Raw genomic sequence first — 22,868 nt, forward strand, 5'->3', positions numbered from 1 at the left:
AAACCTCCGTTTCATTACTAACAAATATAGCGAAATAGTTGTGTAAAAACAGGAATTTTCGTATTATTAGGAATGCAACATATCTCAGGAATTTCCCGCCACCAGATGCGTATTTCTTGTTTAGAAGACGCCATAGCTCCCGATAATCAAGTGCGATTCATAGATGCATTTGTAATGTTTATTGATCTTGCTAAGCTGGGTTTTGCCATCCAAACAATCAAAAGCGAAGGACGTCCGAGCCACGCGACTAAAGTGTTTCTTAAAATCTATTTGTATGGCTATCTCAACGGAATAAGGAGTTCTCGAAAATTAGAAAAAGAATCTTTTAGAAACATTGAGGTACAATGGTTAATAGAGGGTATTCGCCCCAATTACCACAGCATTTTCGATTTCAGAAAAGATAATCCCGCTGCTTTGAAGAAACTCTTCAAGCTCTTTGTGTCGTTCTTGAAAGACGCGGACTTGATTGGCGGTGAAACCATTGCCATTGACGGCACCAAAAGCCGGGCGCATAACAGCAAAAAAGCCAATTTTAATCAAAAGAAAATTGATAAGCATTTGGAATATATTGAAGCTAAAACCCAAGAATATCTTGATGCTTTGGAAACAAATGATGACAAGGAAAACCATCCAAAAATCCAGAACATCCAACAAAAGATTGAGCGTCTCAAACAAAACAGAATCCGCTACGAATTGTTGGAAGAAAAGCTCAAAGAAAGTGGTGAACCTCAAATAAGTACTACCGATAGTGATGCCAGGGCATTATTAGTTCAAGGTCAGGTGGTCGAAATATCGTTCAATATGCAAGCCGCAGTAGATGCCAAACACAATCTTGTGGTTGCGACACACACCATCAATCGCAACGATCGCAATGCCTTATCGGCTATTGCCATAGAAGCTAAAGAGAATTTAGCAATAGAAACTTATACGGCTTTGGTTGATAAAGGCTATCACAACGGGCGAGAAATAGAAATCTGTAAACAAGCCAAGATCACTACAATTGTAGCGCAGCCTGAACAAGGAAAAAATAAGGAAAACGGGACAACCAAGGATTATTTTGTCTCTAATTTCCAATACAATCTAACTACCGATACATATACTTGTCCACAAGGCGAAACACTTAAAACCACAGGCCACTGGCACAAGAAAACCACGGATAGAGATAGTTATAAGTTTAAAAGATACCGAACACCTAAATGCAGAGAATGTCTGGTAAAACATTTATGCACCAGTAGGATGGCTGGTCGAGATATAGACCGCAGTCAATATGCCGATGCCGTAGAAGAAAACAACAAGCGCTACCACGCAAATGCACAGCTCTACCGTAAGCGGCAGGAAATCAACGAACATATCTTTGGCACTATCAAACGGCAATGGGGCTACAATCACACCAATTTGACGGGCCTCGAAAAAGTAAATGGGGAGCATAGTTTAATTATGCTTGTCTACAACATCAAACGCACGATAAATATTCTTGATGTACCCGCTTTAATTGCCAAAATCAAGAACTGGAACACGCCCTACAAAGCAAAAGCTTATATTGTCTTTATTACGAACTATTTTAGGCTTTGTAAAGACATTATTAAAAATGAGCTACAATTTGCTGCCTAAAAAAGAGCTTGTAGTAGAACGATTGTAGTGATGTTTATGAGGATGATTTTAAGTCAAAATAGCGACTAAATGAGGTTTTTTCACAGCCTGACGTTTTGCAGCTTTGAGATGGCTGTAAAATCGTAACCGCTCAATTTTCGGCTTAACGAAAATATGATTGCGAAACGGTAATTCCACTAAATTCCAGCTAGCTCAAAACAGCGGTTATGCGATCGCCCCTTTTCTATTTCAGTGTTAATTCTGTTAATATTTGTTTGATATTTAAATGCTTTGCATCTTGAATTTTTTTTGCGTGTTCTGTGACTAAGTCAATCCAATCAAAAAGTTTTGATTTTTCAGTTGTTTTGGTTTCCCAATATTCCGAAAGTTCAAAAGCTGATGTTTGCATAATAGTTTCTACGATATTTGGAATATTATCAAACAAGTTTAAAAGTATTCTTGGAACTTTTTGATAAACCTTTTTGCCAATTATGTAATCACTTTTGCCTCCTGCCGTAAATAAATCTCTAACATTTGGACAAACGACTGCTTCACGAGTTACTAACCAAATTGCAATTCTACCAAATTTATCACTTCTGTTTCCAAAGAGTTCAGGAAAATAAACCATAGCTCGGTTTTTTAATTCTTGTTTTTCCTTTAATGATAAATTACTCCAAATTCGGATAACAATGTTACTCGGTTTACTGTTGTTTTCAGCATCCATCCACCAAAGTTCTTCGCCTGGTTTTAGTTTGCTTTTGTAGTAATCAACAATTGGTCTGATTGGATTTTCGTTTTTTCTAAAAGTGTCATAAGGCGTTTTGATTTTGTCAAAAATTGTCTTGCCTTGTTCCAAATTCATATCTATCAAATAGCGGGGTGAATGCGTTACAACAACTTCGGAGAGGACTTCTTCGTATGGACGACAACGAAATTCTATTGGACTTGCTAACTTTGCAAACAGCATAAAAATACGTTCAACACTATCAACTCTTGTTCCTTCAAAAACACTGTTTCCTGTAGTTTTCCAATGGTTTTGAGTTGTAGTTTTCACTTCAATTCCATAATATTTCTTGGCAACAATATCTGGAAATTTTTGCCCACCGATAAGTTCGATAGAATTTTCAAAAACAGTTCCTATTGCTAAATCTGCCATCACATCTCTCACATAAGGCTCAAGATTTCTGCCTAAAAGTGTTTCAACTTTCTTTGATGATTTTTTTGCGTGAATATTCAACTCGCTGATTGTCGAGCCGAGTAATAAATCAAATTCACTTCTGTTTGGGTCTGAATTTACTGAAACTATCATTCTTACTTTTTAAAATATAAGTCCCAAATATCTTCAATTCTTTTAGCTAAATTATATGCTAAAAGTGGTGGAACTGCGTTGCCAATAATTTTATATGCTTGTGACGGACTTACCAAAAAAGAACCTTTCCGACCGTTTTTGTTTTCAATAACAAAATCGTAATCGGGTGGAAAAGTTTGAATTAAAGCACATTCTCGAACTGTTAGTCGCCTTTCTTTCAGTCCTTTATTTAACTCACTTTCTATTTGTCCTCCATTTTCTTTTGAAAGTCTTCTAAATTCAATGTTTCCGTGATGTTCAGAACGAATTGTTGGAGAAATACTTGAAAGTTTCATTTCAGTTTGTCCTTGGCAATGTTTACCCATAAATTTTGCTTTTGAGTAAAACCTTTGGGATAAATCTTGTGTATTTTCAGGTTCATCTATATGTTTGAAAACATCTTTTAGCTGAACGAAATGTTTTAAATTTTCTCCTTCAACTGTGTAAGAATGAGTAGGTTTTGGATAAGGATTATATTGTTCTGAAATAATTTCTTTTTCTAATTCGGCTAAAACCGATTTTTTAAGTACCGATTTTTTTATGCCGATAAATATCACTCTTTCTCTGGATTGTGGAACACCAAAATTTGCAGAGTGTAAAACTTGTGGGTCAAGAACAATATAACCATTTCCGTTTGCTGATGAAAAATCTTTTTGAATAATTGATTTTACATCGCCAAGATTTACCAATCCTTTTACATTTTCTGCAATAAAGATTTTGGGTTGGGTAATTTCGATTACTTCTTTCATCCACATATAAAGTTGCCCACGAGTTTCAGTTGAAGCAATTTCGTTTTCTATAAGTTCTCCTTTATGGTTTTTATGTGAAATGAAACCGTTTCTTTTTCCTGCAATACTAAAGTCTTGGCAAGGAAAACCACCCGTTACAATATCAACATCTTCAGGAAAAACATTTACGCCATCACGATACATTTTTACTAAATCAACGATACTTTCCTTGTGAAAATCTTCTGCATTATGTCCTTTTTTTGCAAAATGATTTACCCAAGCATTTCTTGCATCAATTAATATATCGTTAGCAAAAACAGTTTTAAACTTTGTTTTCTTGAGTTGAAGAAAACCGTTTTTTAATTTTTTATCAATAAAATGCGGAGTTAAAATCTCGTTTATTGATTGTTGCAAAACTGAAAAACCGCCTTCAAAACCTAAATCCATTCCGCCACAACCAGAAAAAAGAGAAAGAACATTTAGTGTTTCTTTTTCTTCGGTTGGTTTTAAATTGGTTTTTGGATAATATAAAAAATCTAGTTGAGGTTCTTGAACTACATTTAATTCTGCGTCTAAAGTTTCAGTACTCATAAGTTAATTTTTAACAAGGTTAGACTTTAAGTATTTAACTTTTTGTTCAGCAACTTTCAAAACTTTACTTGCGCAATCTTCTTCTGCGATTTCATAAGCAATTCTGTCGCTGATAAATTGAACTAATAAATCTTCTTTATCAAGTTTTAGAATTTCTGCAAGTTTTATGATATTATCTTTAGTGGGTTTACGTTCGCTACGCTCAATTTTGCTTAAAATAGCTTGGTCAATGTCGAGATAAGATGCTACTTGCCGAAGTAGTAAACCTAAACTTTCTCTTTTTGCTCTGATTATTTGTCCGACTGTTTCCATATGAATAATTTTACTTGACAACATTTGTCAAATATAAGTCGTCATTTTGAATTTTGCAAATTTGATTGTTTGTTTTTGGCTTTTACTTTTGTTTTGTGCGGGTATTTTGGGGTGTCGCATAATCGAGTCACGCAAGGGAATTTCACCCCTACGTTCTCACGGAACCGTACGTGAAAGTCTCCCTTCATACGGCTCTTCATGTTAATAAATCACACGAAATTTAATTCTATTTATGGATATTCCAACAACCAATGTACAAATAACGTAGGTTTTTCATTATACTTTGTTTTTAAGTATCGAACAGATACCTTTTTATACAAATCTCGTTCCCATTTTACCTATTTAAGTAATCAGGGGATGGCACTTTTCCATCCATTTGTCACATCAACGTAAAGAAATAGATTTGCCAGTAATGGACTAATTACTCCTCCCTCTAGCCTGCCTGACAGCGTGCTCCACCTGCTTGGTATCTTGGCGGCAGCCAAAGTTCAAGTCCCTATAAAAATTAACTTTGTGGGTAAGGGAAATTATACCATATCCCGAAGCGCCGGGATAAAAACTTCCTAACGACTTTATTTTGTTAAATAGAAGTTAAATATATAGGATATAAACCACAATTAAAAGCTCTTCTAATCGACATTCGATTAATGGTAATAGTAAACTAGGCTTTAAAACCGTAACAGAGATTAAAATTATAACAAATACAAAACTTAGTATGCATTATCCATACACTATCTATGCTTTATCTATGCTTTATCTATGCTTTATCCATGCCTTTAATAAGAGATTGACCCGTCCTAAAATAATTATACAGGTTATTAATGTATTATTTTTTTATTTTAATCTCAAAATTTCTAATAACCTAAAATTCAAATACAACTTTTCTTTTCCTACCTGTTCACTCTTTAAAAATCCTTCCAATTCCAATTCCTTTAAGTAATTTCCAACGGTTTTTAGATTCCCCAGTCCCGCTTTTTCAAGTTGGTTTCTTTTAGTATATGGCAATATGAAAAGTTCCTCCATCAAGTCTTTAGAATATACTTTTGGCAGTCTCTGCTGTATCTCCTTACCCATTTCTCTCATTAAGTTTTCTATGGATGTAATTTGATTTCTACCTTTTAAAGCCGTTTGTTCTATCATATCTAACATATAGAGAATCCAGTCTTCCCAGTTTCCGTCCTCGGTTACTTTTCGCAAGTTAGTGTAGTATTGGTCTTTGTGCTCAATTATGTAATTACTCAAATACAAAGCTGGTAAACTTAATAATTCAGCCATATTTAAATACAACAACAAAATGATTCTTCCTGTCCGACCATTTCCATCGAAAAAAGGATGTATCGCTTCAAATTGGTAATGTATGATTGCCATTTTTACCAATGGATCAATAGCATCTTCAGCATGAATGAAGTCTTCCAGATTTTTGAGTTTTTCTCTAATTATTTGTTCTCCTTCGGGAGGTGTATAAACTACTTTGCCCGTGGCTGGGTTTTTCAGTTGTGTTCCCGGTGCATTGCGAATTCCTGACTGGTTTTCTTTTATAATTTGCATTAAAGCCACAAAAAGATTTGTGGTCAAGATTGGTCGTTTTTCTATTTGCTCTACTCCATACCATAAGGCATCTTTGTAATGCATTACCTCTTTGGTTGCCGGGTTATCATTTCTCTTTTCTGCTATCGATGCTTTAAATAATTCATCCTGTGTGGTAATGATGTTCTCAATGGCCGAACTCGCCTGTGCTTCCTGTAAATTGATAGTGTCGATGAAAAGCGTTGCGTTTGGCAAGTTAGTTATTGCTCCCTTTAATTCTGATAATGCTCTACTTGCTGTAATTGTTTTTTTGAGAATTCTAGTGCTCTCTATTTCCGCTTGTGGCGGCAATAGCGGTAAATCGTTATAGGGTATCTCAGGATTGTATGTCGCTTTCTCGCTCATAATTTTGTTTTTTGAACAAGGGTGTTATTTACTCTCGTTTCATGTACAAGTGTAAATTTATGAAAAATTTACTCTCGTTTTGTTTTTGAAGGTGAAATTTGCCCTCGTTGCTTTTTGCATCTGTTTTTTGTTAGTATGGAAAAGGAAACCTACTTTTCAGATATCCATTAAATTTGCGGGTATAAAACTATATTCAAATTAAACCAATTGCCCAAATCCGTTGTAGCATTACGATTCAGAGTTTGATTTGTAAAAAGTAAAATACGAAAGCAATCCCTATAAGTTGAAACACCCATTAAGCTCCTCAAAGCTGATAACGACGGGTTTCGTTCAACAGCGACTTCTTGCTGGGTCTTGCAGACCGCATGAAGTCTTACTTATTAGCAGCAGTTTTAATTTAATTCCTTCATTTTGAATAAGTAAGAAAGTTGATTTCCTTCCGCTTTGAGTTCGTTTTCCATTAATGATATTTGATTCTCGCGAAATTTAAAAAGTAAGTCAGCTACTTTGCTAAATTTTAATCTTGCAATATTTTCTAAAAGTTCCGCTCCAGTTTGAATGGTTGTTTGAAATACACTACTACTTGTCTTTAACTTATGAATTTTTATAGATTGTTCATATTTGTATTTTAACTCACGATATTCTTCCTCAATTTCAGAAATATTTTTTGCGGAACTTGAAATTTTACTAATCCAATTACGTAAACTCCATATTGAATTATAAGATTCAGGATCGCTTTTAAAATCAAAAATTTGCTCCCAACTGAGATTTTTAACCTCGATGATAGGAAAATCCTCTAAAATTAAATTATACACTTGTTCTTTTAAAGGTGTTAGACTTTCTACATTGTATATTGAGGATTCACAAGTAATCAATGTCGACCTTTGAATTTTAGTAGATGATGTAACTATTCTTGTTTTCAAATCGTGAGATAAATTACATAAGTCAAAATAGTCATCAATTTTTCTTTCCGTACTTAATTTTATTTTTTGCTCAAGTAATGGCGAGAATTTAGAATAAGTTTTATGATAGTCACTATTCTTTTCCAATTTTGAATAGTCAGAAATTAATTTTCCTTGTTCAAACAAATACTCTAAGTTTTGATTACGAAATTCCCTGTCTGGTGTTTTAGTTGTTTCATAATATTTTTCTACACCTCCTAATTCATTTATTTTTTCCTTCATGAAAATATACCCTTGATATATTATGAAGTCATTAAGCGGTATTAGACCTTTCTTTTCCAATAATTCGTTAGTGTTGTTAAAGCCTCTATCATGGAAAACTTCTTGATATTCATTATAACCGACAATAAAAAGCTTATCAAACAAAAGCAATTCTCTCTTAAGTTGATTTATATCGGAAATTCTATTAATATTTTTAAAACCGATAAGTTCATTCATGTTCAATCGGGTTTTTGGATTTGAAGGTTCAAAAATTTGCTGCTAACGTCAGTACGTCTAAAAACCTCTAAACGAACTGATTTTTGTTAATTAGAAAGTAAATATAGGTGATTTTAAGCTGCAATTATTTCTCTTTTTGAAAAAAGAAATTTGATTTAGTTTTTCAAAAAAGGAGTCGTAAAAAGCGTTAAAAGTGGCTTTTAGAGCTCTTAAATATAAAGCCAATATTTTTAGATATTGTTTTAGTAGATTTTGGTCAATCAGATTAAAAATTCGACGCAGGTTATAGGCTGTAAAAATCAATCCTACATCGGCCGAGGCGTGTTTAATGGTTTTCTTAGTCATGATATAGTAAAAATCCCATTGACGTTTTATCACTCCGTAAGGATGTTCTACAATAGCTTGCCGCCTACGGTAGGTTTCATAATTGTTTTCGATTCGAACTTTGTTTTGATAAATCAAATCCGCATACTCTGAGCGTTCTATTAATCGGCCGTATTTGTTTTGAGTACATTGTTTGAAAAAAGCACAACTTAAACAGGCTTTAGTTTTGTAATGCTTCATTTGGTTGCTCCATTTCCCTCTGCTTTTAGTATACCATCTTCCATTAGTGACAAGTATTTCCTTTGCGGGACAAATGTAGGAATCGGTTTGTTTGTTGTATATAAAATATTTTGCATCAAAAGCAGGATCAGGTGCATGCGAAGCTACATCTGGAATAGCAACCAGAACATCAATACCTAGTCTGTCTGCATATGCAAACTCGCCTCCGGTGTGATACCCTTTGTCATAAATGGCGGTAAAATGGTTATGTCCTAAAATGGTTTTACTACGACGTAACATGCCTCCCATAGCTTTGGCATCATTTTCATTAGTAACCTTGAAATCAATGGGGATATTGTGTAATGCGTCAACGGTAGTTTGTACGCTGTACGCCACTTCCGATATGTTGTTTCGGGTCATGATTTGTCTAGTATCGGGATCTGAAGTAGAGATTTGGGTAACGCCAGTGGTCTGAATTGTGTTTTGATAACCGATATATTTTTGCTTCTGAACGGTGTGTTTTTTAATTTTATTTTCTATTATTTGTTTGTATTGAGTATCACTGTCTTCTTTGGCTAGAGCTGAGTTGTACTCTTCGAGCTTAGCATCAATATAGGCAATGTGACGCTCAATCTTATTGGAATTAAAATTATTCTTCTTGGAGTTCTGTGCTCTAAGCTTGGTGCTGTCTCCCGCAACCAAAGTACTTCCAATGAGTTCAAAGTGCGAGGCCATTTTTACAGTTGCACGGAAAACGCGAGCAATGGCTTTGGGATTGTCTTTTCTAAAATTAGCAATGGTATTATGATCTGGAACCAAACCTTTCAAAAGCCACATGAGTTCAATGTTTCGATTGCATTCTTTCTCCAAAGTTCTGGAAGAACGCATGCGAATGAGGTAGCCGTAAATAAAGAGTTTGAGTAAATCCGAAGGGTGATAAGCGGGTCTTCCGTTTTCGACAAAATCGAAAGTGAATCCAAAATCAGCGAGTTTTAAACTATCCACAAAAAGGTCAATGAGCCTGATTTCGTTGTCTTGCGCAATGGCATCATCAATCGATGAGGCAAAAAGCGGGAGTTGGTTTCTGTTGGTTCCATTGATGAATTTAATTATTAAATATACAGAAAATCAATGAATTACGGAAATGTTTTGAGCGTTTTTTAATACAAATAAGTTAACAGGTGATAAAGAAGCTATTAGACAGTTTGACGTCAGTTCGTCTAAAAACCTTCACACGTAACTTTTTTTGTTAAATTAGAAAGTAAATAGATGGGATTAAACCACAATTATTTTTCTTTCTAACCTCCATTCCGTTCACCTGAGCTTTCATAGTTCGTGCTATATGCAACCAAAACTTAGTTGCTATGTCGTGGTTTGTTTCTTTTCTAATGCAAAACGCCATTTCGTAGATCCACTAGTTTCGATACTTGTGCCAAATCCTGTAATAGGGTTATCGTTAAAGTTAAGGTCTATAAGTCCAACTCTTTCATTGTGAGTGGTTTTAATTTTGACGTAGAATCTAAAACTTTTATTTTCACCCTCGATAAGATAACCATCATAGATTGCATTTTGGTTACCATTGAGATCATATGAAACACCATGAAGCTTAACTGATATCAGCGATTGTATAATTGTTATTTTGTTATATTCTTCTCTACCTTCTTCTAAATTACTAGTAATTCTTTGTGAAGAACCTTCGTAATTCCCGCCAATGTAAATTCCTAAAAACTTTGGTAACCAAGGTTTCTTTAAAGTTGCAATAAAACAAATAACAGCCAGACTGTAACTAAAATATTGACTTAAGCGATTAGAAATTCCAAAAATTGCCGCGCCTTCATTTACTATTATTAATGGAATAACAAATGAAATTATCAAGATGAGTAATACAGTTCTAAAGTCTTTTTCGTTAATCATATATTTACATTAATTTAATCTCTCATAAGGTCATTTCTTCTAAAAACCTTTAAACGAACATTATTTTGATAACTAGAAAGTAAATATATAGGATTTCAACTATAATTTAAACTCTTTCCGTCAGCCTTCGATTAGCTGTAGTAAGTTGGGAATTATAAACTAAAATACAATTTTGAAATCAATTCACAACAGCAGATCATACTTTGTGAAAAATGTGGGGTTTTAATTTTAATCATGATATTAAAAAATTGCTCAAAGTCAAAGACATTTGCGCAACACTTACAACAAAATTACTTATCTAAAGTACATACTTTGCAGATCCGGCGGTGCTATGGCGTATACCTTTTTTTACTAACTGCAAAAAGCACGAGGTAAACCCGTTCGAATGGCTCAAGTATACTCTTGAGAATATTCAATCGATAAACCACAAGAACATCTCCGATTTATTCCCTCACAATTACAAGAAACTTATCTAGGCAAATAAGATGTGGTTCTTCGGTGTTTACATCAATCTGTTCATTTTTACCAGAATAAGTGGAACAAATCGAACCAAAATATCCACTGGTCATTGATCTGAGTTTTTACTTCACAAAAGTGGTGTACTTTGCAGCGGAATCTTTTTATTTAAACAAACAAGATGTACTTGGCTGGGCGCTTACGTCTTAACATCATTTCCCATTATAATATTATTCCAGTATAAAAACCTATAGCTTATTAAAAATCATAAGCCTCACTTACCAACAACTTCTTGTTGAGTCTTGTAGATAATATGAAGTCTTATACATTACCCTGTTTTTTTTTATAGATCAGTCGTTTAAATGAATGTACTGTGGACGCAACGAACGCTTAGCATTTAGGAATACTAATTACTTGAAAATGCTATGTAAAATAATGTAATTAATGGTCCAAATATCAAGATGTGATAGATAGCATATACTTTTATATAATATTTCAGCCAAATCCATTTTATCATAATGAAATTTAAACCAAAATATTCGGGTTTAGTTAGCTGAAATTGTAAATAATCTATTGGTAAATGGTTTTCATATTTTTTAAGAATTGATTCGTATTCAAAGCTTATTTGTAAAAGTTCATTTTGTTTAATTATGGGATTTTCTGTGAAGTTTTTTGTAAATCTTGCTCTATTATAAAGTTCAGAAATGTCTAAAGAACAATTATGATATCTTTCTGATTTTAGAGAGAAATTTTCAGAACTTTCAAGTTGACTAAAAAGAAGTATAAGAACAGAAAATGCAGTAGAAATAAAACCAACTTGATTATCTAGTATTTTGATACCTAATAAATCAATATTGTACAAATTAACAATTCCAATAATTATTAAATATGCAGATAAATATCCTATTGATTTAGAAGATAATTTATTTAAAATATGATTCCTGTGACTAGCTGTGAATCTTGCACCTTTTGTTGACCACAGTTTATAATTTATTTCTTCTTCAAAACTATTATTTTTAAGATATGGAGGGATTTTGTTTCTGTTCCTACGTATATTTTTCGCTCTTTTTATTGCTTTCCACTTTTTACAAAAATAATTTATCATTAGTTGGGCTAATTTATTGAATTTTCCTCATTTTTTTTATGCTAGTGTTTATAACTAATACATAGTCGTTATAAAATAGTGCATTATTATAACCAAATTTATAAATAATATTTTTATTACAAAATATTAAGAATGCTTTTAAATATTACAGAGAGCTTTTCGTACTTACATAGATGTGTTTTTCAGTGATTTTACTGTGTAAATATAGTGGAAACAGTTCCCCTTACTCATGAATCGTTTTCATAAGTGTTTAGGAAATTACATAGAAGTCTGCTTCCTAATGAGGGATGATAAGGATTTACTTCGTCGAATTTTAATTCGTGAAGTAACATGGGAAATTATAATAAAATTAACAAAAATGCGGTACTCAAATAATTTCATTGTTAATTGAAAACTTGATTAAAAAAAAAAAATTTGATTTATATTTCGAGCTTGCGTTTTTTTTCACAACTTCTTCCGTATTTTTGTTTCATTTGTATAAAATATAATTGAATTTGCATGGGAAAAAAATATAATATTGTGGACCTATTTTGTGGAGTTGGTGGACTTACCCACGGATTCAAAACTGAGGGATTCAATGTCATTGCTGGAATCGATTTTGATAGTACTTGTAAATATGCTTTTGAGACTAATAATAATTCTACTTTTTTACACGAAAACCTCATCACGATGCATTCAGATAGCATAACAGCTCTCTATCCCGGAAAATCGTTAAAAATTTTAGTTGGATGTGCTCCTTGTCAAGCTTTTTCAACATATTCCAAAAATAAAGAAACCAATGATAAATGGAAACTTCTTTATAGTTTTAGTAGAATTATAAATGATGTAAGACCTGATATCATATCAATGGAGAATGTTCCCAATTTATTAAAATACGATAGTGGAACGGTTTTTAGAGATTTTGTAGCAAATCTTAGAAACCTGAAATATCATGTAACATATAGTATTGTTTCAGCACAAGATTATGGTGTGCCGCAAAGGAGAAATCGTTTAGTTCTTTTTGCATCTAAATTTGCGGAAATACAAATAATCGAGCCAACTCATAAAAACAATAAAATAACAGTAAGGCAAGCTATCGGACACCTTCCTCCTATTGAAGATGGAGTGGAATATAAAAACGATAAACTGCATCGTACAAGAAAATTAAATCCTATTAACAAAAGAAGAATCATGGCTACCCCTCCCGGCGGAGGATGGCGTGATTGGCAACCGGAATTACTTTTGGAATGCCATAAGAAAGAAAGCGGAAGGACATTCAGAGATGTCTATGGACGCATGCATTGGGATGATGTTGCGCCAACCCTTACGACTCAATGCATTGGTCTAGGAAATGGTCGTTTCGGACATCCAGAACAACATAGAGCTATCACGATGAGAGAAGCTGCAATATTACAATCATTTCCAGAAAATTATCAATTTTATGATCCTAGTACAACGATGTCAACCATTAGTATATGCAGACATATAGGTAATGCTGTTCCAGCGCGATTAGGTCAAGTAATTGCCAAATCAATCAAAAAGCATCTGGAGATCTACGACAACGAATAATTTATCTCTTGTACAAATACAAATCTAATTTTTATGGAAAAATACTCAATGACGTTAAACCTAAATGTTCTTAATCATTTAGGACTTAATTTATATAGCAATACGCCTGCAGTACTTTCAGAGGTAATCGCCAATAGTTATGATGCCGACGCAACAAATGTTAATATAACAATATCACAGGAAAGCGATAAAATTATAATTTTTGATAATGGTAATGGTATGTCTTTAGAAGAAATAAACGAAAAATTTCTGACAGTAGGGTATCAAAAAAGGGAAAATGGTGAGAATTTATCAAAAAGATTCTCAAGACCAGTAATGGGACGAAAAGGCATTGGAAAACTTTCTTTATTATCAATTGCAAATGTTATTGAAATACATTCTAAGTCTAAAAATAATGTTGGAAATGCACTAAAATTGGAGAAGTCTGAATTGGAAAGACAAATTAAGCAAAATAACGGCAAATACAATCCCGAAGAAATTAGTTATATTGATTTCTCCGAACCGCATGGTACGAAAATAATAATATCAGATTTTCCCAGAGAAATAAATAGAACCGAGTCATATTTAAGAACTCGTTTAGCAAGTCGTTTTGTCCTTCTACAAGGAAAACATTCTTTTGATATCACAATAAATTCAAAAAAACTAACAATTGATGATAGACAATTTTATAAAAAACTAGAATTTTTGTGGCCTGTCGGAGATTTTGATATAACAACTTTATCTAAGTTTACGAATATCAAAATTCAACAACCCCTAAACGGTAAAATTGATGATAGGTTAGTCATAAGTGGATGGATTGCAAGTGTTGACAAACCAAGTGATTTAAGAGATGGAAGTGATAATAACAATAAAATAAGTATATTCATCCGTGGAAAATTGGCGCAAGAAGACTTATTATCATATTACAACGAAGGTGGACTTTATGCAAGTTATTTGATAGGTGAATTACATGCCGATTTTTTAGATGATGATAAGGATAGAGATATTGCAACAACTAATAGACAGCAATTTAATGAAAATGATGAAAGATTTCAAAAGCTATTAGGTCATGTGCAACCTTTATTAAAGTCGATTCAATCAAAATGGTCAAGTTTGAGACTTGATAATGCGAAGGATAAAGCGGTAGCTCAAATCCCAGAGTTAAATGAGTGGTACAATCTGCAAAGAGGAGATAATAAAAAACATGCCAAAACCTTATTTTCCGTAATAGAAAATTTGCATTTTGATAAGGATATAGTTAAGAAAAAAGAGGTATATAAGTTTGGGATTTTAGCATTTGAAAGATTAAGGGTTGCGGAAAAATTATCTGAAATTAAAAATTTAAATGGTGACAATTTACATCTTTTTGGAAGTATTTTTTCAGAAATGCAAGATATTGAAGCAACTTTATATTATGATATTGCAAGCCAAAGAGTTGAGGTAATTAATAAACTTATAAAAAGCGTAAGTGATAATGATAAGGAGAAAATATTACAGGAACATCTTTTTAATAATTTGTGGCTTTTAGATGCTTCATGGGATCGAGCGACAGAGGGAACAGAACATTTAGAGAAAACGGTTAAGGATGAATTTGGAAAAGTTACCTCTAAATTATCTGCTGATGAACAAAAAGGTAGAATTGATATTAGATATAGAAATGCAACAAATAAGCATATAATAATTGAATTAAAAAGATACGTTGCTGGATACAAAATTACAACTGGGATTTTACTTGATCAGGTTCAGAAATACGAAAGTGCGCTGCGGAATTGTTTAATAAATACAGGATTTCCCTCCCCTACTATTGAATCAATATGTGTTGTAGGAAAAGATGCATTAGAAGACATTAATGCAACAAATAATAGTCTACGATCAACCAATGCTCGTGTTATAACTTATGATCAATTAATTGCTCATGCTCAGGCAAGTTATCAAGACTATTTGGAAAAAAATAAACAAGTAGGTAAGATTAGGGCTCTAGTAGATAAGCTTTAGTATTTAGTCGATTAATACTTATTACAGCTTTGACTTGTTGCGTCTTATTTAAAGTTTCTAAAAGTTGTCCTGGTATATTGTTAATTATTTGATTGTTGTTGTGTCGTCATAGGGTTGCCTACAATCGAGTCACGCAAGGGAATTTCAGCCATACGTTCTCACGGAACCATACGTGAAAGTCTCCCTTCATACGGCTCTTCATGTTAATAAATCACACTAAATTTAATTTATGGATATACCAACAACCAATGTGCAAATAACCAAGGTTTTTCATCATACCTTGTTTTTAAGTATCGAACTGAAGCCTTTTTATACAAATCCTTTTCCCATTTTACCCATTTAAGCAACCGTGCATTGAGCTGAAACCACACCATACGGATATCATCTTTCCAAAAATGGTGGTAGTAATTAATGATACCACGCAGTACTGGATTGATTTCGTTGGCAATTTGCTCCAAAGGTTTTCTGCGTTTGTGAAGATTCATTTCCCTGAATTTCTCCATAATACTGGACTTGGACTTTTGACTAACACAAATACAAGGGATGGATTTTATAACTCCTGTTCCTTTCACTTTATAAGGTCGTGGTTTGATTGTGAAGCCTAAAAAGTCAAATCCTTTTGGATACTTCTCCAATGAGAATCCCCGCAGATTTACGATTTTACTTTTCTGCTCATGCAACTGAAGTTTACACGATTTCATACGCTCTTGTATTTGTCGCAACATAAATTTCGCTTGCTTTTCGGTTTTGCAATGCACAACAATGTCATCTGCATACCGCTCGAAGGGTTTTTGAGGGTGAATTTTGTCCATCCATTTATCAAATACTACATGTAGAAATAAATTGGCTAAAATTGGACTAATTACTCCGCCCTGCGGTGTACCTGAGAGCGACGGACTAAAGTTTCCGTCTTGCTGTACAACGCCTGCCTTGAGCCATCTTTCTGTATACATCAAAATCCACTTATCAGAACAATAATGACCCAATGCTTTAAGCATAAGATCGTGGTCGATGTTGTCAAAGAATCCTTTGATGTCCAAATCTATAGCAAAATCGTGGTTATACGAATGGGCAAGAGCTTGTTCTACTGCCTGATGACAATTGCGCTTTGGGCGATACCCAAAGGAACTCGGGTGGAATTTAGGTTCTAAAATTCGTTCTAAATGTCTTCTTGCTACTTGTTGAGCAATACGGTCTAGAATTGTAGGAATGCCAAGTAGGCGCTCTCCACCTCCTTTCTTAGGTATTGCAACTTGCTTGACGGGTTTTGGAAAGTAACTCCCAGAACTTAAGCGATTCCATAGCAAATAGAGTTCGGTACTTGCATTTTGTTGCAAATATTCCCAACTCATTTTGTCTATTCCACCACTTCCAGCATTGGATTTTACCTCCTTGTATGCCTGCCAAACCATTACTTTGGTTATTGGCTGTGATTTTGTCTCATAGTAATCAATCATTCCTTTTACGGTTGTAAATTATTTTGAAACCAAACATGCTTAGCCCTTCGCTCCATTTTCATTACAAAAACTTCTGCACTACTACAACTAAGTCTGCCCCCTACATCTCAAGCACATCCTTTCTTGTCTGCTTCCTCTAAAAGATTTTACAGAACGATGTAGAGTTCACTTGTTCCTTAAAACAGCCTGAATACCTGTCCTGCCAACTTAACCCCGGATGCCGTGTACCCAGTAATCAGGTTTCCGATACACTCTTGTCAAAGGTACAAACGTAACTACCTATTTTGGACATCATTTATTGCGCTTACGAGGCTTCGTCATTGGTTCACTTGCGTTCAGCTCAATGTATTCGTACCTACAGAAGTCATAGCTTCCGTTTTTCCCTATCGCTCACCACCAGCATGTTTCCAATACTCGCAGCATAAGGTGGTTTAGTAACTATTCCTGAAAATCGTCACTGAGAGACCTACTCTCATCTGTCTTAAAGCACCAATCAGACAAGGCTGATTGTTCAAGTCACACACGTTATGCCACTTTGAGATGGCTGGAAATTCGTAACCGCTCAATTTTCGGCTTAACGAAAACTTGATGCGAAATGGTAATTCCACTAAATTCCAGCTAGCTAATGGCTGTCACCAGCTGGCATTTATTCTTTATTCGCTATTTCAGTTAAAATATTAGCAACTGTATTTCTAGGTTCACTATCAGTATAACCTAGAGCGATTGAAATGGCTTCGATACCGCTAGGTGTCTTATCATTTGTACTTACAACAAGACCATTTTCTAAAATCTCATTTCTTTCAATCTGAATAGCTAAAGTTAAAACTTCATACTCTGTTAATTTTGGATAGTTTACTTTTAATTCTTTTGTGATTTCTTTGTAATTTCTAATTCCAGTTTTCATATTTTTTTTTAAGTCAATGTATTATTCTGAATTTTAAATACTTATTAATTATATTTCCAGTATTTATTTACCGCTTGCTGGTAACTTGTATATAACATCAACAAGTAATGCTTTTTTTAAAGTTTTACCATATTTCAAGCTATATCTTCTAGTTCGTAAATAAAGACTTTTAAAACTATTGTTACAATACCCACTTTTAGTGATATTTGATTTAAATTAAAACATAATAGAAAACTTTCTTCATATACAATTATGCGTAGAAATAACAAAGACACCTCTCAGCATCTTTTTTAATATCTATAAGCATAGTTATCACAACACCTTCTCTAACCAAAAATATTTTAAAATTCCTTTCGCAAAATTACAACGCCCATCAAGGCCCCTAAAGCTGATAATGATGGGTTTCGTTCAACAACAACTTTATGTTTGGGCTTGCGGCTCACACAAGATCTTACTTATTGTTCAAAGTTTTTATACAGTAATTGCGACATATTAGTTTTAGAATTCAATATTTGTTAATTTCCCACAGAATAAAAATTAAATCAAATGAATGAACTTATAGAAATATATAGAACCTTTAAAAAATCACCTCTAAAGTATTTAAAAAATAATCTGAATTTAATAATCATTCTACCCGCTCTATTGGGAGGTTTGTGGCAATTAATTGAACTTTCAAGGATTTCGTTTTCATTTATAAGATTTTTTTCAGTAAGTCAAATTATACCTGATGGATTACTAATACTATTGTTTTTAATAATATTTACAATTTCAGTTTTTATTCTATTCTATTTTTGGAAGAAACTTGATAATGATGATGAGGAAGTTGAAAATAATGTTACTATAAAAAAAGGGAATGCTTTATTTGCAATACTATTTATCTTGTTATTTTTTGGGTGTATTGTTTTAGTGGCATATTGCAATAATTATTTTATAAAAAACATTGAAAGTCTTATAAGTTTATTTCTTTACTTACCTGTAAATATAGTAATTACACTCTTTGCTTTTGCCTTTTTAGGTTATTCAGTATTGCATTGTAAAGATATTGAGATACTAAATCATTTAAAAAAGGTTGCTTCTAATATAAGCATCGTTTTTATAAGTGTTCAGATCATAATGCTAATTTCTTTTATGGTCCAATTCCACAATGTTTTTTTGTTGCCTGCTGAATTAAAAAATGTAGATAACTTAATTTGTAAAGCTGAAAAAGTAGAAGACTCAGCTAATTTTGAAATACTTTATTCAAATGATAAATATATATTTGTTAGGTATTATAAATCCGCTAAGGACAGAAATGGCAAACATAGACAAAACGAAATAAGAATTTTTAGATTTGAAGATTTGCTAGATGACACTGCCTGTATTGGAAACAAAAGAATAAGAAAAGAGTTTGTAAAGGATTCAATCAAAGACTCTAAAATTCCTATGATAAAAGATTAAAAAAAATAGATTTGAGTCTGAATTTTTACACATAAAAAAGTGTGTAACGATAATTACAATCATATAAAAAGATGTTCCCATCAATCAACTTTATGTATTCCGTCGGTTTTGAATGTACTTTATCGATTATTATGACTAATGTAAATTCATTTTATACGATTTTTTGTATTTTGGATTAAATAAATAATTTATCATGGCAAAAAAAAATACTGGAGAAGAAGAAGAAATAATGTTATCAATGCCTAGACCAAGGCTGACAAAATTGATTGTAAAGAATTTTCGCTGTATAGGATCAACAGGTGTTGAAATCGATTTGGATGAAATCGTTGTACTTGTTGGCCCCAATAATGTAGGCAAAAGTTCATTACTACGTGCTTATGAAATTGCAATGTCTGATGGTTCCAATGCCTCTAAACTAAGCATTGATGATTTTCCGAATAGAAAACTTGATGAAAATAATCTACCTCAAATTGAACTGCACACAATAATTTACGACGAAAGAGTCGGTGCTCAATGGATTCAAAAATTTGAAGACGGGTGGCTTGTAAAGGAAAAATGGACCTGGAAAAAAGATAATATCCTTCCTGAAAGACAAGGATGGGATATCAATATTAATGACTGGCACGAAAAGAGTTTCCCTTTTGGACCTGCAAATATTGCGAACTTGAGAAGACCTGACCCGCATTCAGTCAAGGCATTTGATACTCCCGAATCTCAGACTGATGCTATTAAGAAAATTATTTTGTCTGGAATCCAAGACAAAATAAAGGGCATGCAGGCAGCTGATGCAGATGCAGAAAATGAATATCAACAACTTTTACAAAAAGTCGGGCAGCTGCAAAGTAAAATTGTCGATGAATCCCGTGAACAAATTGATAAAGCAAATGTTGAACTTTCAAATTTGATTTCTAATATTTTTCCAAATTATGAAGTTAATTTTGATGCTAAGGTAAGTGAACAAATTGATCTCAAGTTCCTATCTCCAGATGCAGATTTGACTATGGGACCTAAAGATGGCTATCAAAGCTCTATTGAAAAACAGGGAAGTGGTGCAAGACGTACGCTACTTTGGACAGCACTTAAATACGTTTCTGAAATAAACCAAAAAGTTAGAGAAGACGGTAAACCAAGCAGACCTCATTTGCTGCTATTGGATGAACCAGAAATTTGTTTACATCCTAATGCCATACGCGAGGCATGTAATGTATTGTACAGTTTGCCTACGGGAGGAAATTGGCAAGTAATGGTAACAACACATTCACCAGTTTTTATAGACTTTTCTCGTAATAATACAAGTATTGTACGCGTTGAAAAGAATGATGCTGGAGAAATTAAAGGGACTACAGTTTTTAGACCCAAAAAAGCCAAACTTGATCTTGACGATATGGCAAATCTTAAATTACTTAATCTATGTGATCCTTACGTCGCTGAATTCTTTTTCGGTGGAAAAGTAATAATTGTTGAAGGTGACACAGAATATACTGCATTCAACTATATAAAGAATAGAAAACCAGAGCTATATAAAGATGTACATATTATTCGAGCTCGAGGAAAAGCTACAATTGTATCACTAGTAAAAATCTTAAATCAATTTGGTGCAAATTATTCAGTGTTACATGATTCAGATCGGGTTTTAGCAAAAGATGGGATTAAAAAAAGTCCAGCATGGGGAAACAATCCGAACATTTTGAATTCAGTAGCTGCGAGCCCAGAAGGAACTAAGGTAAGATTGCTTGCGTCTCTTCCAAATTTTGAAGAAGCATATTTTGGGGAAGAAATTAAGTTGAACAAACCATATAATGCATTACAGACTATTTCAACGGATGCGGCAAAATTTGATATAGTTGAAAAATTACTGAAATCATTAATAAATCATGAGGAGGCAATCCCACCAAACTGTTCAGAATGGAGTACAATTGAGCAGTTAGAGGCTGATTTATTAGCAGTTTGTCCAAATTAAATTCTAAAAATCAAACTTAATTAAATATGTTTTTAAGGGAATATAATAACCAAAAAAAAATGCCCTGCGGCATCTTTTTTTGGTTATTATTACTCCAGTATACAAATTCAACAGCTTAAAAAACCTTTTTAAACTACCTCCAGTTCCGTTCAACCGGAGTTTCATTGTTCGTGCTACGCACGCAACGAAACTCTAGCTGTTACCAGCCGTATTTTTTTCTGTTTCTATTTTGCTTTTATTTTTTGATTCGTCTTTTAATACTGCAAGTCCATCAGTAATACCATCTAAATAGTATTTTACTTCATTAACGATTTCTGAAAGTTGCTTAAAATTTATACCTTTTATTTTTCCCAAATTTATTTTTCCTTCTTTGTCTATTGGGTATCTAAAACTATCTGATTTAACGTCAATCGAATGAAATTCATTGATGAATTGTGAAATATTATCAGGTGCTTTTTCGAAACTTTCTTTCCAAACATTTTCTAAAACCTCTTGTGATTCTTTCCATAATTTTGATAAATCGTGATTTAGTTTTAAAGGTAATTCTTTTCCAATAATTTTATTGCCTTCAAAAACGACTTCTTTTAAACGAATCTCTATGTAATGTCTAATTATATAGCAATAAGGATAAATAAAAAAATCTTGGTTTGTTCTATCAGTTTCAAGAATTTGTTTTTCAATCAAATCAATTGTTAATTTATATCCTTCACCATAGTATAACCATATGTTATCATCTGATAAAATTCTTGAATTGTATTCCCAATCTTTATTTTCTTTAAAGTATTTCATAAAATTCTTTTACTGTTATTTTATTACACGTCCATCTTCTAATCTTAATTCTTCGATTTCTGTAATAACTTTAAAATTTGTTTTTTTATTTTGAGGGATTTCTGTGTTTAAATCAATCAATAAATCTTTGTAATATGGGTACATTTCATCAACGCTGATTTCGCCGTTTCCATTATCTCCAAGCGTTTGCTCAAATTGATATTCTAAATTATCTTTTCTGAAAATTAACTCATTGTAAGAATCTTTTATTAATATCCGATATTTAAATCCTTTGATTTTGTCTGTTAAAAAATCAGCTTTTCTCGTGTCTTTTAAACTAACACTACTTAATTTAATTAATAATTGATTTGAATTAGTAAAATTTGAAGATACTATATTGAACTGAATAATGTCGTTTGGGTTTAAGCCTTTCGATATTGAATCTTTTAATCGAATCAATTCTTCTGTGTATGATTTCATTTCGTACGATATTAGTATCGATCTATCATAGTCTTTTTGATAATAAACTTTTTCATTTGGAGTTTGTGGCTTTTTTATTGTAGGAATATTAAATATTAATATAAAATTATCTTTTATCCAAACAGCTTTTTTTCCATTTAAGTAATCTTTGTTCAGAGTTGGAGTAAAAAATAATTGTGTAGAGTTGGTTTTTTCTTTGTCATTTTTTTTCTTTTCAGACAGATATGTGTCTTCTTCAATATCTCTAACTCCAACTCTTAATATTTGTTTTAATGAATCAGGCTTTCCATATAAATCAATATATGTTTGATATAAATTGTCCACAAACTTCTTTGATACTTTTCCAGAACTTCTATATATTCGTATCCGCTCGAGCAAGTACATCTTGTAGAGTAAAAAGTGATTACCTATGTTTTTTCTT

General features: G+C 32.8%; 17 protein-coding genes and 1 pseudogene. 6 read left to right on the forward strand and 12 right to left on the reverse strand.

Annotated features, from left to right (window positions below; genetic code table 11):
- Positions 1 to 72: 72 nt before the first annotated feature.
- On the forward strand, positions 73 to 1,611 hold the full coding sequence (locus FQU23_RS15920) for an IS1182 family transposase (protein WP_245181137.1): 1,539 nt from the start codon (positions 73 to 75) through the stop codon (positions 1,609 to 1,611).
- Positions 1,612 to 1,834: 223 nt separating this feature from the next.
- On the opposite strand, the gene FQU23_RS15925 is transcribed toward FQU23_RS15920, so the two are convergent.
- The 7 genes from FQU23_RS15925 to FQU23_RS15955 all read right to left on the reverse strand — a co-directional run bounded on the left by FQU23_RS15925 (position 1,835) and on the right by FQU23_RS15955 (position 10,358).
- On the reverse strand, positions 1,835 to 2,899 hold the full coding sequence (locus FQU23_RS15925; RefSeq protein ID WP_147674717.1) for a hypothetical protein: 1,065 nt from the start codon (positions 2,897 to 2,899) through the stop codon (positions 1,835 to 1,837).
- A gap of 2 nt (positions 2,900 to 2,901) precedes the next feature.
- A complete protein-coding gene (locus tag FQU23_RS15930; RefSeq protein WP_147674718.1) occupies positions 2,902 to 4,257 on the reverse strand; it encodes a DNA cytosine methyltransferase in 1,356 nt (451 codons plus the stop codon).
- A gap of 3 nt (positions 4,258 to 4,260) precedes the next feature.
- Positions 4,261 to 4,569 carry a helix-turn-helix domain-containing protein gene (locus FQU23_RS15935; protein WP_147674719.1) on the reverse strand — a complete coding sequence of 103 codons (309 nt, stop codon included), beginning with the start codon at positions 4,567 to 4,569 and terminating at the stop codon, positions 4,261 to 4,263.
- 834 nt (positions 4,570 to 5,403) lie between these two features.
- On the reverse strand, positions 5,404 to 6,501 hold the full coding sequence (locus FQU23_RS15940; RefSeq protein WP_147674720.1) for a Fic family protein: 1,098 nt from the start codon (positions 6,499 to 6,501) through the stop codon (positions 5,404 to 5,406).
- Between the two features lie 392 nt (positions 6,502 to 6,893).
- Positions 6,894 to 7,901, reverse strand: a complete 1,008-nt coding sequence (locus FQU23_RS15945; RefSeq protein WP_147674721.1) for a hypothetical protein — start codon at positions 7,899 to 7,901, stop codon at positions 6,894 to 6,896.
- Between the two features lie 90 nt (positions 7,902 to 7,991).
- Complete coding sequence (locus FQU23_RS15950; RefSeq protein WP_147674722.1) at positions 7,992 to 9,557, reverse strand: IS1182 family transposase; 1,566 nt, start codon at positions 9,555 to 9,557, stop codon at positions 7,992 to 7,994.
- 249 nt (positions 9,558 to 9,806) lie between these two features.
- Complete coding sequence (locus FQU23_RS15955; protein ID WP_147674723.1) at positions 9,807 to 10,358, reverse strand: hypothetical protein; 552 nt, start codon at positions 10,356 to 10,358, stop codon at positions 9,807 to 9,809.
- 344 nt (positions 10,359 to 10,702) lie between these two features.
- Here FQU23_RS15955 and FQU23_RS15960 point away from each other — a divergent pair.
- Positions 10,703 to 10,834, forward strand: a pseudogene (locus FQU23_RS15960) (transposase domain-containing protein); the annotation flags it as partial.
- A gap of 386 nt (positions 10,835 to 11,220) precedes the next feature.
- Here the strand turns inward: FQU23_RS15960 and FQU23_RS15965 are convergent.
- Positions 11,221 to 11,919, reverse strand: a complete 699-nt coding sequence (locus FQU23_RS15965) for an SLATT domain-containing protein (protein WP_147674724.1) — start codon at positions 11,917 to 11,919, stop codon at positions 11,221 to 11,223.
- 498 nt (positions 11,920 to 12,417) lie between these two features.
- On the opposite strand from FQU23_RS15965, the gene FQU23_RS15970 reads away from it, so the two are divergent.
- Both FQU23_RS15970 and FQU23_RS15975 read left to right on the forward strand, forming a co-directional pair.
- On the forward strand, positions 12,418 to 13,467 hold the full coding sequence (locus tag FQU23_RS15970; RefSeq protein WP_147674725.1) for a DNA cytosine methyltransferase: 1,050 nt from the start codon (positions 12,418 to 12,420) through the stop codon (positions 13,465 to 13,467).
- A gap of 33 nt (positions 13,468 to 13,500) precedes the next feature.
- The gene (locus FQU23_RS15975; protein WP_147674726.1) at positions 13,501 to 15,441 is read left to right on the forward strand and encodes an ATP-binding protein; all 1,941 of its coding nucleotides are present in this window, start codon (positions 13,501 to 13,503) and stop codon (positions 15,439 to 15,441) included.
- A 227-nt stretch (positions 15,442 to 15,668) separates the two neighbouring features.
- Here the strand turns inward: FQU23_RS15975 and ltrA are convergent, their stop codons facing one another.
- Both ltrA and FQU23_RS15985 read right to left on the reverse strand, forming a co-directional pair.
- Positions 15,669 to 16,898, reverse strand: coding sequence for a group II intron reverse transcriptase/maturase (ltrA, locus tag FQU23_RS15980; protein ID WP_147674727.1), 1,230 nt, complete (start codon positions 16,896 to 16,898; stop codon positions 15,669 to 15,671).
- Positions 16,899 to 17,544: 646 nt separating this feature from the next.
- Entirely contained in the window at positions 17,545 to 17,802 is a 258-nt protein-coding gene (locus FQU23_RS15985; protein WP_147674728.1) for a histidine kinase, read from the reverse strand.
- A gap of 546 nt (positions 17,803 to 18,348) precedes the next feature.
- Here FQU23_RS15985 and FQU23_RS15990 point away from each other — a divergent pair.
- Together FQU23_RS15990 and FQU23_RS15995 are read left to right on the forward strand one after the other, a co-directional pair.
- Positions 18,349 to 19,239 (forward strand): hypothetical protein, encoded by an 891-nt coding sequence (locus tag FQU23_RS15990; RefSeq protein ID WP_147674729.1) that lies wholly within the window; start codon positions 18,349 to 18,351, stop codon positions 19,237 to 19,239.
- A 193-nt stretch (positions 19,240 to 19,432) separates the two neighbouring features.
- Positions 19,433 to 21,199: an ATP-dependent nuclease gene (locus tag FQU23_RS15995; RefSeq protein WP_147674730.1), complete on the forward strand. Its 1,767-nt coding sequence runs from the start codon at positions 19,433 to 19,435 to the stop codon at positions 21,197 to 21,199.
- 192 nt (positions 21,200 to 21,391) lie between these two features.
- On the opposite strand, the gene FQU23_RS16000 is transcribed toward FQU23_RS15995, so the two are convergent.
- Positions 21,392 to 21,988 (reverse strand): hypothetical protein, encoded by a 597-nt coding sequence (locus FQU23_RS16000; RefSeq protein ID WP_147674731.1) that lies wholly within the window; start codon positions 21,986 to 21,988, stop codon positions 21,392 to 21,394.
- Positions 21,989 to 22,003: 15 nt separating this feature from the next.
- Positions 22,004 to 22,868, reverse strand: an 865-nt coding sequence (locus FQU23_RS16005) for a hypothetical protein (protein WP_209282358.1), incomplete at its 5' end; no start/stop codon positions are given.

The organism is Flavobacterium sp. XN-5, from assembly GCF_008033395.2.
Taxonomy (GTDB): Bacteria; Bacteroidota; Bacteroidia; order Flavobacteriales; family Flavobacteriaceae; genus Flavobacterium; species Flavobacterium hiemivividum.